The following is a 14,926-nucleotide window of genomic DNA, read 5'->3' on the forward strand; positions in this document are numbered from 1 at the left end:
AAGTCGCCCATGACCACCCAGCCCCTGCTGCACCCCGTCCGCCTCGGCGCGCTGGAGCTCCCCAACAGCGTCGTCATGGCCCCCATGACCCGCGCCCGCGCTCACAACGCCGAGCTGGCCCCGACCGGCCTGCACGCGACCTACTACGCACAGCGCGCCGGCGCCGGACTGATCGTCACCGAGGGAACCTGGGTCAGCCCCGACGCGATCGGCTTCATCGACGTCCCCGGCATCTACACCGACGCACAGACCGCCGGCTGGGCGAAGGTCACCGAGGCCGTCCACGAGGCGGGCGGACGGATCGTCTCCCAGCTCGGCCATGTCGGGGCGGCCTCCCACCCCGACCACCTCGGCGGCCGCCTGCCCGCGGGCCCCTCGGCCGTCAACCCCGGCGAGAAGTCCTTCACCCCCTCCGGCCCGAAGGACACCCTCACCCCGCGCGCGTACACCGCCGCTGAGATCGCCGGCACGATCGGCGACTACCGTCACGCGGCCGAGAACGCCCGCCGCGCCGGTTTCGACGGGGTGGAAATCCATGCCCAGGGTCAGCACTTGATCCCGCAGTTCCTCAACCCCCGTCTCAACCGGCGCACCGACGCCTACGGAGGCAGCGGCGAGAAGCGGGCCCGCTTCCTCCTCGACATCCTCGACGCCGTCGGTGACGTGTGGGGCAGCGACCGCGTCGGCGTGAAGATGTCCCCCTGCTGGACCAGCGGAACCGCGTTCACCGCCGACGAGGAGACACTCGCCGGCTACGACCAGCTGCTCAAGAAGCTCAACGACAGCGACCTGGCCTATCTGCACCTCCTGGGCACCCCCGGCACCATCGAGGAGCGCATCGCCCTCTTCTCCCGCTACCGCGCCCACCACCAGGGCAACATCGTCGCCAACCTCGGCTTCACCCAGGCCCTCGGCAACGAGATCCTCGACCACCGCATCGTCGACGCGGTCTCCTTCGGCGCCCCCTTCATCGCCAACCCCGACCTGGTCGAGCGCTTCGCGCAGGGACACCCGCTCGTCGACGGCGACCGGGACACCTACTACGCCGGTCACGCCGAGGGCTACACCGACTACCCCGCCTTCACCGCCGGCTGAGCGAGGAACGAGCGACGGGCCCACAGCATGCCGGACGCGTGCAGGGCCCTCGTACGTCCCGGAGCTCCGGCCCCTCGCCGCGTGCGGAGATCCGCGGCGAGGGGCCGGACGAGCGGCGACCGGCCGCCGGGACCTGAGCGGCCGGGCCACCCGCACCGGCCCCCGGGTGGCGGCCCGGCCCGCGGGTTGGTCGCCCGGCCCGCGGGGAAGAGGCCGCCCGGCCTGCGGGGAAGAAGGGACGCGGCCGGCTTGCTGTCCATGGAGGAGAAGCGGGCGACGGCCCCCGGCGGCACCTGCCTCCGGGCCCCGCCCCAAAGCCGCAGCTCCCGCAGGCCCCGCAATTCCCACAGTTCCCGCAGTTCCGACACGCAGGAGTCCCCCATGACCGCAGGACACCGCATCACCGTCGAACAGGGCACGGCGCACGTACGCGTCACACACGCCGGAGAGGTGCTCGCCGAGAGCCGCCACCCGCTGATCCTGCGCGAGACGGGCTGCCCGCCCCGCTACTACCTCCCGCCGGAGGACGTCCGCACCGACCTCCTCACGCCGTCCGCGACCACCACCCACTGCCCCTTCAAGGGCGACGCCGCGTACTGGTCCCGCCCGGACGCTCCCGACCTGGTGTGGGCCTACCCCACCCCGAAGCCCGACGTGGCCGAGATCAAGGACCACTTCTGCTTCTACGAGACGGAGGTCGTCCCCGGCTGAGGTTCCGCCCGTCACCCACGTGCGCGGAGCGGGCCGTTCGCCTGGGACGATTTCCTCCAGTCGTGCGCTGAACCGCTCATACCGGCACGGCCGGAGGTGATCCGGGCCCGGATGTGCAGCCGGAGCCGACTGGTCAGGTACGAGGTGCGGGCGCGCGGGGGCGGGAGAACCCCGGCAGCCTGGTCCGGACGGGGCGCCGGACGGAAACTGTCCGTTCGCGGCTCCCTACCGGCCGCCGTCCTCCTCCGTTCCGAGGCCGAGGCCGACGAGGAGCCGCCAGACGTCGGTGGACGGATCGCGCTTGAGCGGGTCGCATCCGGGGGCGTGCCCGGTGCGCGCCGTCCACTCGGCGTACTTCTCCGTGCCGTCGGCCGGGAGCGGCGCGATCTTCTCGATACGGTCCGCGGAGCAGCGGCCGCTGGGGCATGCCTTCACGAGTTTCCTGGCGTTCCGGACCGCGGCGGCCTCGCGGCCGAGGAGAGCCTTCCCCCGCTCGTCGTTGAGGCCCTTGCCCCGGTCGCCGGACGCCTTGTCGTAGTCCTTGAAGCCCTTGGCGTCCTTGTGCCGGCGCAGCCTGTCCTTCACCTTCTCGTCGTGGCCGTGCTCCTGGCCGGTCCAGTGCTGGAAGTGGAGCAGCAGCCACAGCTCGAACGAGGGATGCGACAGCGCCGCCTGGACACCTTCGTCCGCGGCCAGGCGCATGGCGTCGGGAATCTTCCGGTCGCGGTTGTCGTCGGCGTCGCGGTCGAAAAGCGCCCACTTCTCATCCCCCGGACCGGCCTCCATGAGCACCTGCTCGACGGTTTCCACGGGGTCCAGGCCATTGGTGTGCCCGGGGTAGCAGTACTTCAGCCAGAAGTTCTTGTCCCGGCCGTAGGTCTTGTTCAGCAGGCTGACGTAGTCCGGCTCGGTCTTGGAGCCTTCGCAGGCCACGTAGACCACGCGGTTCGACCTGTCACCGTACGAGGCGGGCGCACGGCGCAGCCTGTCGGGTACCCCGCCGCGATCCCGGCGGCGTCCGCCGCGCCTGTCCTGTGCCTTGTCCCCCTTGCTCACGCTGTCGCCTTCAGCTCCTCCGCGAACCGGACCGCTTCCCTCGCGATCTCCCCGGCGGTCAGCCGGGGAATGCCACCGTAGTGGCCGTGGAGGTAGCGGCGTTCCAGGTTGTCGTCCTTACGGGCCTTGCGTGCGGCGGTGAGCGGGTACAACTCGCTCTCTCCGGTGGCGCTCTTGTGCGTGATCCAGACCTGGTCGCGGTCCAGGGGGCGTTCGACCACGGACGGGCCGAGCAAGGTCGCGTCGTGTGTGGTGAAGACGAGCTGGGCGTCGTGCGGGTTGGCCTCGCGGTCCTGGAAAAGGCGGATCACCTCGGCCGCCAGCAGCGGGTGGAGGCTGGAGTCGAGTTCATCGACGAGCATGACGCCGCCCCGGTCCAGAAAGTGCAGCAGCGGGCCGAGGAAGGCGAACCAGGCGTGGGTGCCGAGGGATTCCTGGTCCGCGAAGTCCATGGGCTGCTCCGAGCCGTCCGGCGCGCGGTGCAGGAGCTGGAGTTCGCCGGTCTCGGGGTCGGTGGTGAGGCCGGTGATGCCCAAGTCGGCGACGGCCAGCATGCGCGCGATGCGTTCCGGCAGCGTCGTGTCGCTCTTGGCGGCCCCGGTGAGGAGTTCGCGGGTCCAGCGGGTGCGGGCGGAGACGTCCTCCCCCGGGGTCAGCAGCCAGATGTTGTCGTTGAACCACCGGTGCACGGCCGCCAGCTGGGGCTGGTTGAGGGTGGCTCCGACGGTGAGGAACAGGGCGTTCGGCCGGGTGCTCTCGGCCAGTTCCTCCTTGCGGCCCTTGAGGCCCGCACCGGGAAATCTGAACTCGCCGCCTTCCTCCGGTGGCCGCCCGGCCTCACGGTCGAACCACACCTGGCGGCGGCCGGAGGGATAGGCGTGCAGCCACTCCGCCTCGACCCGTTCGTCCGACAACTCGAAACCGTAGGTGTAGCGCACCCGCCTGCCGCGTGGGCCGAGCAGCAGTTCGACCTCGTAGAGGCTGGTCTCCTCGCGCGCCTCGGGGTCGAGCGCGAAGGGTTCGCGTGGGACCCGCTCCGGGTGCTTCCCCCAGTCGGCGAAGGACTCCCGTACGGCACGACGCATGGAGCGCAGGGCGCTGAGGGTGTTCGACTTACCCGAGGCATTCGCCCCGAAGATGCCCACCACGGGCAGGACCGAGACCGGTCTGCCGTCCACCCGCACTCCGGTGTCGCGCTCCGTGCCCTCGTTGAACTCCGTGGCCACCAGCGACAGCTCTTGCTCGGCGCGGATCGAGCGGTGATTGGCCACCCTGAAGCTGAGCAGCACGGCCGACCTCCCAACGAGGCGATGTCTCGATGCCCGCCCCAGGCTTTTCCATGCGGGTAACCCTCACAAGACAGCGTATGACGCCACACCTACCCACGCCAGAGAAACGCTGCACTCGTGCACAGCGGAAGGCACCGTCACAGACCGCCACAGCGTGGCAGGCCGACGAACTGTCACCACCGGTGACGCTCGGCCCCAGCAGCTCTCAGCTCTCCGCGGTCGCCGGCGCGTGGCGGCGTTCCGTGGTGGCGATCGTCGCCGAGCCGACGACGCGGGTGCCGTCGTAGAGGACGACCGCCTGGCCCGGGGCGACGCCGCGGACCGGCTCCGTGAAGGTGACGCGGAGTTCCGGCGCGCCGTCCGCGCCCTCGGCGGGCTCGGCCCACACCTCGGTCTCGCCGCCGTGCGCGCGGAGCTGCGCCGTGTACACGGCCGGACCGGTGGGCGGGGCGCCGCACCAGCGGGGGCGGATCGCCGTCAGCCCGGTGACGTCCAGCGCCTCCTGCGGGCCGACGGTGACGGTGTTGTTCACCGGCGAGATGTCCAGGACGTAGCGCGGCTTGCCGTCCGGTGCCGGGACGCCCAGCCGCAGCCCCTTGCGCTGGCCGATGGTGTATCCGTAGGCGCCCTGGTGGCCGCCGAGGCGGTTGCCGTCCTCGTCGACGATGTCGCCCTCGGCGGTGCCGAGCCGCTTGGCGAGGAAGCCCTGGGTGTCGCCGTCGGCGATGAAGCAGATGTCGTGGCTGTCGGGCTTCTTCGCGACCGCCAGGCCGCGGCGCCCGGCCTCGGCGCGGATCTCGTCCTTCGTGGTCAGGGTGTCGCCGAGCGGGAACATGGCGTGGGCGAGCTGGCGCTCGTCGAGAACGCCGAGGACGTAGCTCTGGTCCTTGGCCTCGTCGGAGGCGCGGTGCAGCTCACGGCCGCCGTCGGGGCGCTCCACGACCGTGGCGTAGTGGCCGGTGCAGACCGCGTCGAAGCCGAGGGCGAGCGCCTTGTCCAGCAGCGCCGCGAACTTGATCTTCTCGTTGCAGCGCAGGCAGGGGTTGGGGGTGCGCCCGGCGGCGTACTCCGCGACGAAGTCCTCCACCACGTCCTCGCGGAAGCGTTCGGCGAGATCCCAGACGTAGAACGGGATGCCGATGACGTCGGCGGCCCGGCGCGCGTCGTGGCTGTCCTCGATGGTGCAGCAGCCGCGGGCCCCGGTACGGAAGGACTTCGGGTTGGCGGAGAGCGCCAGGTGGACGCCGGTGACGTCATGGCCGGCCTCGGCGGCACGGGCCGCGGCGACGGCGGAGTCGACCCCGCCGGACATGGCGGCCAGGACCCGCAGCCGGGTGCCCTCGCGAGGGGTGGTGGGTGCGCCGGGGAAATCGTTCATAACCCCACCAGCGTACGGGCCCGCGGCGGCCGGGCCCAACGCGTGCCCGCTGCCCGGCCGGGCGTCCCGCCGGGCAGGGAAGCCGTCCACCGGGGCAGACCACGCCGGAAACGGGCCCGGGAACAGGTCCGCGCGGAACCGCGGACGCCGACCGTGCGTTGATCCCTGAACGAACAGGGGATCGAAGAAGCGCACACCAGGGCGGGCGCGCGGCACCGGACCGCAGGGCCATCGGCGCCGCCGGTGCCCGTCCGCGGGCCGATCGGGGGCGGGGGCACCGGCAGGGCGCCGGACCCGCACCGGACCGACCCCGGACCGGCCCCGGACCGACCCCAGACCGACCCGGAGGACGCGGATGGAAGCACAGCAGTCACGCCGGGCCGAGGAGCCGCCGCCGCGGCGGCGCGCGGACCGGCGGGCCGCGGAACAGCCGCGCCGGGGCGTCACCCGGCGCGCCCTGCTCCTCACCGGCGGAGCGGTGGGGCTCGGCGCGGCCGGCTACCTGGCCGCCGAACGGCCCCGCTGGATGTACCGCGTCCCCGGCATCGACCGCCCCCGCAAGGAGGGCGAGGTGGACCACCGTGGAGCCGAGTGGATCGCGGCCTCGGGCGCCAACTGGCGGCGCGCCGACCGCCCGTACGACTTCCGGATCGACCGGGTGGTGATCCACGTCATCCAGGGGGACTACGCGGTGGCGGTGAAGGTCTTCCAGGACCCCGGCCACCGGGCCTCCACGCACTACGTGGTCCGCACCTCCGACGGGCACGTGGCGCAGATGGTGCGCGAGCTGGACGTGGCCTACCACGCGGGCAACCGCTCCTACAACGAGCGGAGCGTCGGCATCGAGCACGAGGGGTTCGTGGACCGGGCCGACACCATCACCGACGCCACCTACCGCGCGTCGGCCGCGCTGACCGCCGGGATATGCGACCGCTACGACCTGCCCCGGGACCGCGAACACATCGTCGGCCACGTCGAGATACCGGGCACCGACCACACCGACCCCGGGCCGCACTGGGACTGGGACCGCTACCTGCGGATGGTCCGCGACGTGCCCGTCACCAGCCGTAAGCCCGAGGACGGGGACGAGGCGGAGGGCTGAGCCCGGCGGGGACGGGCCCCGGGCCGGGACGGGTACCACGCCACACCGGCACCGGCCCGCGGGACGGGCCGGGCGCACCGCCGCCGGCCCGCGGACGGACCCGAGGCGCCGCAGAGGAGGAGCCGGAGAGCGGAGCCTGACCCGACCGGGCCCGTCGGCCCGCGTCCCCCGGCGGCCCGACGGGCACCACGTGACACCGGCGCCGGCAGGCGGGACCGTCAGGCACACCGGCGCCGGCAGACGGGCGGACCCGAAGCACCGCACCCACGCCCGAGCCCACTCCCCCGCCCGGCCCGATCCCGAGCGCCAACCCTCGCCCGCTCCCCAGCCCGCCAAGCGGTGGCACCCCGCCGCGCCACGCGCGCCCCGCACCCCCGCCCCGCCCGGAATCCGCCACCATGCCCGGATGAGCACCTCGCAGCGGAGCGCCCCCCGCTTCCACTGGCTGTTCGGCGACCAGCTCGGCCCACACTTCCTCCCGGGCCCGGCCCCGGCCCCGGGCTCAGGCACAGGCACGGACCCAGGCACGGACCCAGGCACCGGCACCGGCACCGGCACCGGCACCGGCACCGGCACCGAGATCGTCATGATCGAGTCCCGCTCGGTGTTCCGCCGCCGCCGCTTCCACCGGGCCAAGGCGCATCTCGTCCTGAGCGCCATGCGGCACCGCGCCGCCGAACTCGGCGACCGTGTCCGCTATGTCCGGGCCGAGACCTACCGTGAGGGCCTGGCCCGGGCCGTGGGCGACGCGCCGGTCACGGTCCACCACCCGACCTCGCACGCCGCACTGCGGTTCGTCCGCTCCCTGGAGCAGGTCACCGTCCTGCCCGCGCGCGGCTTCCTCGTCCCCGCCGAGGACTTCGCCGCCTGGGCGGGCGAACGGGACGGCGACGGCAGCAGCGCCCGCACCGGCGCCCCGACCACGGAGCGCGCCGGCGCGGACGGAGACAGGGGGCGCGCCGGCGGCCGGCTCCGCATGGAGGACTTCTACCGCGCCGTCCGCCGCCGTCACCGGCTGCTGATGGACGGCGACGAGCCCGCCGGGGGCCGCTGGAACCTCGACCGGGAGAACCGCGAGCCCCCGCCCCGCGGGGAGGCCCTCCCCGTCCCTCCGCCGTACCGGCCCCGGGAGGACGCGATCGACGAGGAGGTCCGCCGCGACCTCGACCGCTGGGAGGCCGAGGGCGCCGTCTCCTTCACCGGCCGCGACGGCCCCCGCCTCTTCCCGGCCACCCGCGCCGAGGCGCGGCGCGCCCTGCGGCGCTTCACGGGTGAGCGGCTGGGGAGCTTCGGCCCCTGGGAGGACGCGGTGCTCGCCGGCGACTGGGCCATGAGCCACAGCCTGCTCTCCCCCGCGCTCAACCTGGGGCTGCTGGACCCGGCCGAGTGCGTGGCGGCGGCCGAGGACGCCTACCGGACGGGGAGCGCCCCGCTGAACTCGGCCGAGGGATTCGTCCGCCAGATCGCCGGCTGGCGGGAGTACATGTGGCACCTCTACTGGTGGTTCGGGGACGGCTACCGGCGGGCGAACGCGCTCGGCCACCGCGAGCCGCTGCCCCGCTGGTTCGACGAGCTCGACGCCGGTGCCGTCACCGCCCGCTGCCTGTCCACCGCCCTCGCCGGCGTCCGTGACCGCGGCTGGACGCACCACATCCCGCGGCTGATGATCCTCGGCAACTGGGCGCTGCTCCACGGCTGGCACCCGCGCGCCGTCACCGACTGGTTCCACCGGAGCTTCGCCGACGGCTACGACTGGGTGATGCTGCCGAACGTCGTCGGCATGTCCCAGTACGCCGACGGGGGCCGCCTCACCACCAAGCCGTACCTCTGCGGCGGCGCGTACATCAACCGGATGAGCGACCTCTGCGGCGGCTGCGCCTACCGGCCCGACCGGCGGACGGGCGAGCGCGCCTGCCCCTTCACGGCCGGGTACTGGGCGTTCCTCGACCGCCACCGCGAACGGCTGGCGCACCATCCCCGCATGGCCCGGTCGGTGAACGGCCTGGACCGCCTCCGCGACCTGCCGGAACTGCGGCGCAAGGAGGAGGCACGGGGCGACGGGCCGCCCTGAACCGTCCCGCCGCGGCTCTCCGCCGGGCGGAAGCCTCCCCGCACCCGTCCCCCGGCGCCTCCCCCGTCCCCCGTACGCACAGCCACGCGCGGGATGGCTGCCGCGGCCCCGGCGGCGTACCCGGCGGGGACGGCCGCCAGGTTCGGCTCCCCCTCGGCTCGCCTCAGCTCAGCTCAGCCCCGCCCGCCGGGCGCGTTCCACCGCCGGCCCGATCGCTGTGGCGAGCGCGGTCACCTCGGCCTCGGTGGAGGTGTGGCCCAGGGAGAAGCGGAGCGTGCCGCGGGCCTGCTCCGGGCTCGCGCCGGTGGCCAGCACCACATGGCTGGGCTGGGCGACGCCGGCGGTGCAGGCGGAGCCCGTGGAGCACTCGATGCCCTGGGCGTCGAGGAGCAGCAGCAGGGAGTCGCCCTCGCAGCCGGGGAACGAGAAGTGGGCGTTGGCCGGGAGGCGCCCGGCCGGATCGGGGTCGCCGCCGAGGATCGCGTCCGGAACCGCCTCGCGGACGGCGGCCACCAGCGCGTCCCGCAGGGCGCCGGTCTCGCGGGCGAAACGCTCCCGGTGCCCGGCGGCGTGCCGGCCGGCCACGGCGAAGGCGGCCACCGCCGGCACGTCGAGGGTGCCGGAGCGCACCTGGCGCTCCTGGCCACCGCCGTGGAGCAGCGGCACGGGCGCCTGGTCCCGGCCGAGCAGCAGGGCGCCGATCCCGTACGGGCCGCCGATCTTGTGCCCGGAGACGGTGAGCGCGCTCAGCCCGGAGGCGGCGAAGTCCACCTCCAGCTGGCCGAACGCCTGGACGGCGTCGGCGTGTACCGGCACCCCGAACTCGGCCGCCACCGCCGTCAGTTCACGGACCGGCATGACGGTGCCGATCTCGTTGTTGGCCCACATGACCGTGGCCAGTGCGACGTCGTCCGGGTCCCGCTCCAGCGCCGCGCGCAGCGCCTCGGGGGCCACCCGGCCCACCGCGTCCACCGGCAGGTACTCGACGCGCGCGCCCTCGTGTTCCGCCAGCCACTCCACCGCGTCCAGCACGGCGTGGTGCTCGACGGGGCTGGCGAGGACCCGCGTGCGGCGCGGGTCGGCGTCCCGCCGGGCCCAGTAGAGGCCCTTCACCGCGAGGTTGTCCGACTCCGTGCCGCCCGAGGTGAAGACCACCTCGCTGGGCCGTGCCCCGAGGGCTTCCGCGAGCGACTCCCGGGCCTCCTCGACGGTGCGCCGGGCCCGCCGCCCGGCCGCGTGCAGGGAGGAGGCGTTGCCGGTGACGGCGGCGTGGGCGGTCATCGCCGCCACCGCCTCCGGAAGCATGGGCGTGGTGGCGGCGTGGTCGAAGTAGGCCATGGTGGCACGATTCTACGAGGGGGGCGCACGCGGAAGGGCGCCCCGGTCCCCGCACCCCGGCCCGCCCGGGACCGCGCGCCCGCGCCCGGCCGCGCCCCCCGCGCCGGGGGACGGCGGACGGGTCAGCCGAGCCGGGCCCGCGCGAGCTGCCGGGACTGGGCGACGAGCCGGTCCCGGCTGTCCCAGATCTCGGCGTCCTCCTCCAGCAGGCCACCCGCCAGGTTCCGGGTCGTGACGGCCACCCGCAGCGGGCCGGGCGCCGGGCGGCAGCGGACGTGCGCGGTCAGCTCCACGGTGGGCACCCAGCCGCTCAGGCCGATCTCGAAAGCGGTCGGCGGCAGCGCGTCCACCGCCAGCAGCAGGGCGAGCGGGTCGGCCTCGCGGCCGTCGGCGAGGGCGAACCAGCCCCGCATCTCACCGTTGCCGGACGGCGTCCCGAGCGCCCAGCCGGCCGTCGCCGGGTCGAGGCGGACGTCGAGCCGGCCGGCGATCTCGGTGGACCCGAGCAGCGCGGCCACCCCGCCACCCGCGCCCCCGCCGCCGGCGTTCCGGCTGCCGGGGCACTCCTCGTACGGCGGCAGGGGCGGCGGCTTCGCGGTGGTGCGGACGTCGTCCGGCAGCGCGTCGAGGTCCCCGTACCCGGCGAGCACGCGGAGCCGCTCCACCTCGCGGCCGTCCTCGTCCAGCTGCGTCAGGGACGCCTGACCGGTGGAGAGAGTACGGCCGGCGCGCACCACCTCGCTGCGTATCCGGGCGGGGCCGGGGCGCGAGGCGGTGAGGTAGTGGGCGGTGACGGTGACGGGGTCGGGGTGCGGCAGCACACCGGCCAGGGCACGGCCCACCAGGGCGAGGAGATAGCCGCCGTTGACGGCGCCGAGGATCGTCCAGCCCGGCGAGAGCTCCGCCTCGTGCAGTCCGGGGCCGAGCGGGGTCACCGCGGTGTCCCGGTCGAACTCACTGTTCCCGATGGTTCCCTGTGCCATGGTCCACCACGCTACCGCACAAGTTACTTGCCGGTACACCACGGGGCCGCCCACCCCTCCGGGCCTCCCGGAGCGCACCACGGGGAACGGCCGCGCCGGACGCCTACGTCAGCTCCATCCCGTTCCTCGCGCACCATGCGCCGAAGTCGCTGCCCCGGCACGGCAGCCTGGCACCCTCCGCCACGAGGGACTCGATGAAATTCTCGGCGGCGGCCACGACGATGACCCCCTCCCGGACGAGACGGGCCAGGAGCCAGAGCGTCCCGTGCGCCTCAAGCCCATACGTCTTGGCGACGCGGTTCGCCGCCCTGTCATCGGTGACCGCTATGCCGTTCCGCAACTCCGCGCAGGCGAAAACGCTCGCCTCACCGCGGTGCCTTCCCTCACCGGCCCCCACTCTGCGCTGCCAACCGGCATATGCCTGAAGGGATTCGAGAGTGTCGAGCGGGTCGATGAGGAGCCAATCGGCGTCCAGCGCCCGCCGCAGCGCGGGGTGCGCCGGCAACCCGGCGCGCAACTCCTCCTGGACCGTGGCCGTGGTCCAGCATTCAATATCTTTGAGGTAATGGCCGAGCAGATCGATCCTGTCGGCCCGTGCGGCGTGATTCAGTAAGGTCGCATCCAGTACGAGGCCTCGCTGTCGACTCCCGGACACGTCAGTGGTCCACCTCATTCTGCGACGGCAGGTCGTCCTGGCCCACCTGACCGTGCAGCATCTCAGCGGCCCGCGCCCGGGTAACTTTACCGCCCTTCAGGGCATCGAGGACGGCGGTCGCGTAAGCGGGAGCCACCCTGATCGACTGCAGGTCCGGCTCCGGGGTCCAGCCGAGCGCCTGCAAGAACTCGGCCCGGGTGGGCGTCCGCGCCATGAGCGCGTTCCGGGACGGCATGTCGATGACGCGCGCCCTCTCGGCCTGGGCCAGCGCCAGGGTCCAGGAGACCCGGTACCGGGCCGCAAGTGTCATGAGCTGATCGCGCGGCTCTTTCCCCGACGACCAATTCCGCTGAATAGCAGTCACAGGAAGCAAGAGTTCCGCGGCGAACCGTTCAATGGCGCGCTCCCGCTCCTCCACCGAGACATGCACACCGAGATCATTCGAATAGGCATCACCCATCACCAGGTGCCCGAGTTCATGGGCGGCCGTCGCCCGGCGCCTTCCCGGTTCACCCCTCACACTGATGATCGAAACCGCGATATCGCCATCAATCAGGGAAGCGCCGTCGCCCGGGATCTGCGCCACCAAAGGCCACTGGCCGGCCTCGGCGCACACGTCGACCATGGGGCCCAGCGGGTCATCCGGGTTTCCCAGCTCCCCCCGCACCCATCGCGCGGCGTCGAGATAGTCGAGATAAGCGCCCGCGCCCTCCCGCTTCTCCGGATAGGTCCAGGGCTTGCGCCGGGGAAGGAACCCGAGGTCGACCAGTTGCCGGACGTCCCGCAGCCACGAGCCGAGGAGGGCCTGCGTACGGAAGGCGGACCTCGTCGCGTCGGACTCGTTCTCCTCCATCGGCATGCGGTGCGACAGAACCGAAGGCGGACTCACCAGAAAGTAGTCAACCGGCAACTCAAGGGAATCAGCCAGACGGGTCAACTCCACGGCACCCACCCTGCTCGCGCCGCTCTCGATATGGGAGACCGCCAGCGGGTCCAATCCGACCTTTTCGGCCAGTTGCTCCTGAGTCAGGCCGATCGCGCGCCTGGCCTCGCCCAGGCGGGCCCCTATGTCCTGCCAACTCGTCACACTCCCCATTCTGCGATGTTGGCACAGAAAATAGGCCCCGGGCAGACCGGCGCAAGGAGCGGACCGCTCACGCGGTATCACCACATCACCACACGTAGTTATTCCCACTGGGTGCGGGGGACGATTCCCGGCACCCGGCAGGAGCCACAGCGGATCGTTTCGGCGCGGCGCGCGGCGCGCGGTTACGGCTCCTCCGCCGTCGCGGATCTGCGGTGCCAGGCGCGGGGGGCGCGCCAGCCGTAGCGGATCGCGCACAGCCGCAGGACGAAGGCGGTGGCCGCGGAGAGGGCGCTGGTCACCGGGTTGAGCGCGTCGGCTTGGATGAGCAGGGCGCACATCGACGCCCCGACGATCGCCGGAACGGCGTAGATCTCCCGGTCCCAGCGGAGCAGCGAGGGCACCTCGTTGGCGAGGACGTCCCGGACGACCCCGCCGCCGGCGGCGGTGACCACGCCGAGCACGGCGGCGAACGGCAGCCCGAGCCCGTACTCGAACGCCTTGGTGGTGCCCACGACGCAGAACAGGCCGAGGCCCGCCGCGTCGAAGACGCCCACCGCGCGGTTGATCCGCTCCACCTCCGGATGGAGGAACATCACGAGCACGGCGGCGACCACCGGGGTGACGAGATAGCCGAGGTCGGTGAAGGCCGCCGGCGGGACGGCGCCGATGATCAGGTCACGGATCAGCCCGCCGCCGGTCGCGGTCGCCCCGGCGAGCACCATGATGCCGAACACGTCGAAGTTCTTGCGCACGGCGAGCAGCGCGCCGGAGATCGCGAAGACGAAGATCCCCGCGATGTCCAGGGCGTGCAGCACGGTGGGTGGGAACAGGTCGATGAGCACCCGGCGATTCTCCCCGGTCGCCGGGGGCCGCCCGCCGGGAGGGCACCGTCGCGGGCGCGGGCGCCACGGCACGCCCCGGCGCGAAGCGCCCTGGGCCCCGCGGCACCGGCCGCTCCGGCGGCGCCCGTCCCGGCCACGAGCCCGGGCCCCGGCCGGGCGGGCCTCCGCCGCGACGCGCCCCGGCCCCGGCCCCTCAGCGGGACCGGGGCCGGGGCCGGCACGTCACCGGGTGGGCGGCAGCACCGCCGGGCGGTGGCCCGCCGTCAGACGGCGGCCTCCGTGGCCGCCACCGGCTCGATCGCCTCACCGGCGGTGCGGCGGACCGTGCCGGCCGCGATCTCCGCGGCGTAGTGGCAGGCCACCTTGTGGCCGCCGCCGAGGTCCCGCAGCTCAGGCCGCTCGGTGTCGCACTTGGTCTCCTGCTTCCACGGGCAGCGGGTGTGGAAGCGGCAGCCCGCGGGGGGCGAGGCCGGCGAGGGCAGGTCACCGGTGAGCAGGATGCGCTCCCGGGTGTCCTCGACCACGGGGTCGGGGATCGGCACCGCCGACATCAGCGCCTTGGTGTACGGGTGCAGCGGCTCGGCGTAGAGCGAGTCGCTCGGCGCCTCCTCCACCAGCGAGCCGAGGTACATGACGCCGATGACGTCGGAGATGTGGCGTACCACGGCCAGGTCGTGGGCGATGACCAGATAGGTCAGGCCCATCGACTCCTGGAGTTCCTCCAGCAGGTTGATGACCTGGGCCTGGATGGAGACGTCCAGCGCGGAGACCGGCTCGTCGCAGATGATCACGTCCGGTTCCAGCACCAGCGCCCGCGCGATGCCGATGCGCTGCCGCTGCCCGCCGGAGAACTCGTGCGGGTAGCGGGAGAGCGCGTTGGCGGGCAGGCCGACCTTCGCCAGGATCTCCTTGATGCGGGTCCGGCGCTCCTCACGGTCCGCGCCGATGCCGTGCGCGGCCATGCCCTCGGAGAGGAGCGACTCGATGTTCTGCCGGGGGTCGAGGCTGCCCAGCGGGTCCTGGAAGACCATCTGGACCCGGCGGCGCATCTTCCGCATCTCCTCGTCGGGGAGCGAGGCGAGGTCGGTGCCGTCCAGGACGACGCTGCCGTCGGTGATGTCCACCAGCCGCAGCACGGCCCGGCCCAGCGTCGTCTTGCCGCAGCCGGACTCGCCGACGAGGCCGTACGTCCGGCCGGCCTCGACGGCGAGCGTGACGCCGTCGACGGCGTAGACGTGCCCGACCGTGCGGTCGAAGAGGACGCCCTTCTTCAGGGGGAAGTGGACCTTCACCCCGTCCAGGTTCAGCAGGCTCATGAT

Annotated in this window: 13 protein-coding genes; 4 read left to right on the forward strand and 9 right to left on the reverse strand. The window is 73.4% G+C overall.

The annotated features are described in order from the left end of the window. The first annotated feature begins 9 nt into the window (after positions 1-9). Positions 10-1,095 carry an alkene reductase gene (locus tag HCK00_RS21440; protein WP_168103658.1) on the forward strand — a complete coding sequence of 362 codons (1,086 nt, stop codon included), beginning with the start codon at positions 10-12 and terminating at the stop codon, positions 1,093-1,095. 381 nt (positions 1,096-1,476) lie between these two features. Beyond that, on the forward strand, positions 1,477-1,806 hold the full coding sequence (locus HCK00_RS21445) for a DUF427 domain-containing protein (protein WP_168103659.1): 330 nt from the start codon (positions 1,477-1,479) through the stop codon (positions 1,804-1,806). Positions 1,807-2,031: 225 nt separating this feature from the next. Here HCK00_RS21445 and HCK00_RS21450 read toward each other — a convergent pair whose 3' ends face one another. The 3 genes from HCK00_RS21450 to mnmA form a co-directional block, all read right to left on the reverse strand. After that, on the reverse strand, positions 2,032-2,862 hold the full coding sequence (locus HCK00_RS21450; protein WP_168103660.1) for an RloB family protein: 831 nt from the start codon (positions 2,860-2,862) through the stop codon (positions 2,032-2,034). Further along, on the reverse strand, positions 2,859-4,151 hold the full coding sequence (locus HCK00_RS21455) for an AAA family ATPase (RefSeq protein WP_168103661.1): 1,293 nt from the start codon (positions 4,149-4,151) through the stop codon (positions 2,859-2,861). Before HCK00_RS21455 ends, HCK00_RS21450 begins: the two co-directional genes overlap by 4 nt. A gap of 205 nt (positions 4,152-4,356) precedes the next feature. Continuing rightward, positions 4,357-5,529: a tRNA 2-thiouridine(34) synthase MnmA gene (gene mnmA, locus HCK00_RS21460; RefSeq protein WP_168103662.1), complete on the reverse strand. Its 1,173-nt coding sequence runs from the start codon at positions 5,527-5,529 to the stop codon at positions 4,357-4,359. A 355-nt stretch (positions 5,530-5,884) separates the two neighbouring features. Between mnmA and HCK00_RS21465 the strand changes: the two genes are divergently transcribed. Together HCK00_RS21465 and HCK00_RS21470 are read left to right on the forward strand one after the other, a co-directional pair. Further along, positions 5,885-6,631: an N-acetylmuramoyl-L-alanine amidase gene (locus HCK00_RS21465; protein ID WP_168103663.1), complete on the forward strand. Its 747-nt coding sequence runs from the start codon at positions 5,885-5,887 to the stop codon at positions 6,629-6,631. 406 nt (positions 6,632-7,037) lie between these two features. After that, positions 7,038-8,702, forward strand: coding sequence for a cryptochrome/photolyase family protein (locus tag HCK00_RS21470; RefSeq protein WP_168103664.1), 1,665 nt, complete (start codon positions 7,038-7,040; stop codon positions 8,700-8,702). 168 nt (positions 8,703-8,870) lie between these two features. Here HCK00_RS21470 and HCK00_RS21475 read toward each other — a convergent pair whose 3' ends face one another. From HCK00_RS21475 to HCK00_RS21500, 6 genes are all read right to left on the reverse strand, one after another. Then, complete coding sequence (locus HCK00_RS21475) at positions 8,871-10,040, reverse strand: cysteine desulfurase family protein (RefSeq protein WP_168103665.1); 1,170 nt, start codon at positions 10,038-10,040, stop codon at positions 8,871-8,873. Positions 10,041-10,162: 122 nt separating this feature from the next. After that, positions 10,163-11,023 carry a thioesterase family protein gene (locus HCK00_RS21480; protein ID WP_168103666.1) on the reverse strand — a complete coding sequence of 287 codons (861 nt, stop codon included), beginning with the start codon at positions 11,021-11,023 and terminating at the stop codon, positions 10,163-10,165. A 103-nt stretch (positions 11,024-11,126) separates the two neighbouring features. Then, complete coding sequence (locus tag HCK00_RS21485) at positions 11,127-11,696, reverse strand: PIN domain-containing protein (RefSeq protein ID WP_168103667.1); 570 nt, start codon at positions 11,694-11,696, stop codon at positions 11,127-11,129. Then, a complete protein-coding gene (locus HCK00_RS21490; protein ID WP_206320705.1) occupies positions 11,680-12,765 on the reverse strand; it encodes a helix-turn-helix domain-containing protein in 1,086 nt (361 codons plus the stop codon). Before HCK00_RS21490 ends, HCK00_RS21485 begins: the two co-directional genes overlap by 17 nt. Positions 12,766-12,947: 182 nt before the next feature. Next, entirely contained in the window at positions 12,948-13,607 is a 660-nt protein-coding gene (locus HCK00_RS21495; protein ID WP_168103669.1) for a trimeric intracellular cation channel family protein, read from the reverse strand. A 263-nt stretch (positions 13,608-13,870) separates the two neighbouring features. Beyond that, positions 13,871-14,923, reverse strand: coding sequence for an ABC transporter ATP-binding protein (locus HCK00_RS21500; RefSeq protein WP_168103670.1), 1,053 nt, complete (start codon positions 14,921-14,923; stop codon positions 13,871-13,873). Positions 14,924-14,926: the final 3 nt, after the last annotated feature.

This window comes from Streptomyces zingiberis (genome assembly GCF_012034935.1).
Lineage (GTDB): Bacteria > Actinomycetota > Actinomycetes > Streptomycetales > Streptomycetaceae > Streptomyces > Streptomyces zingiberis.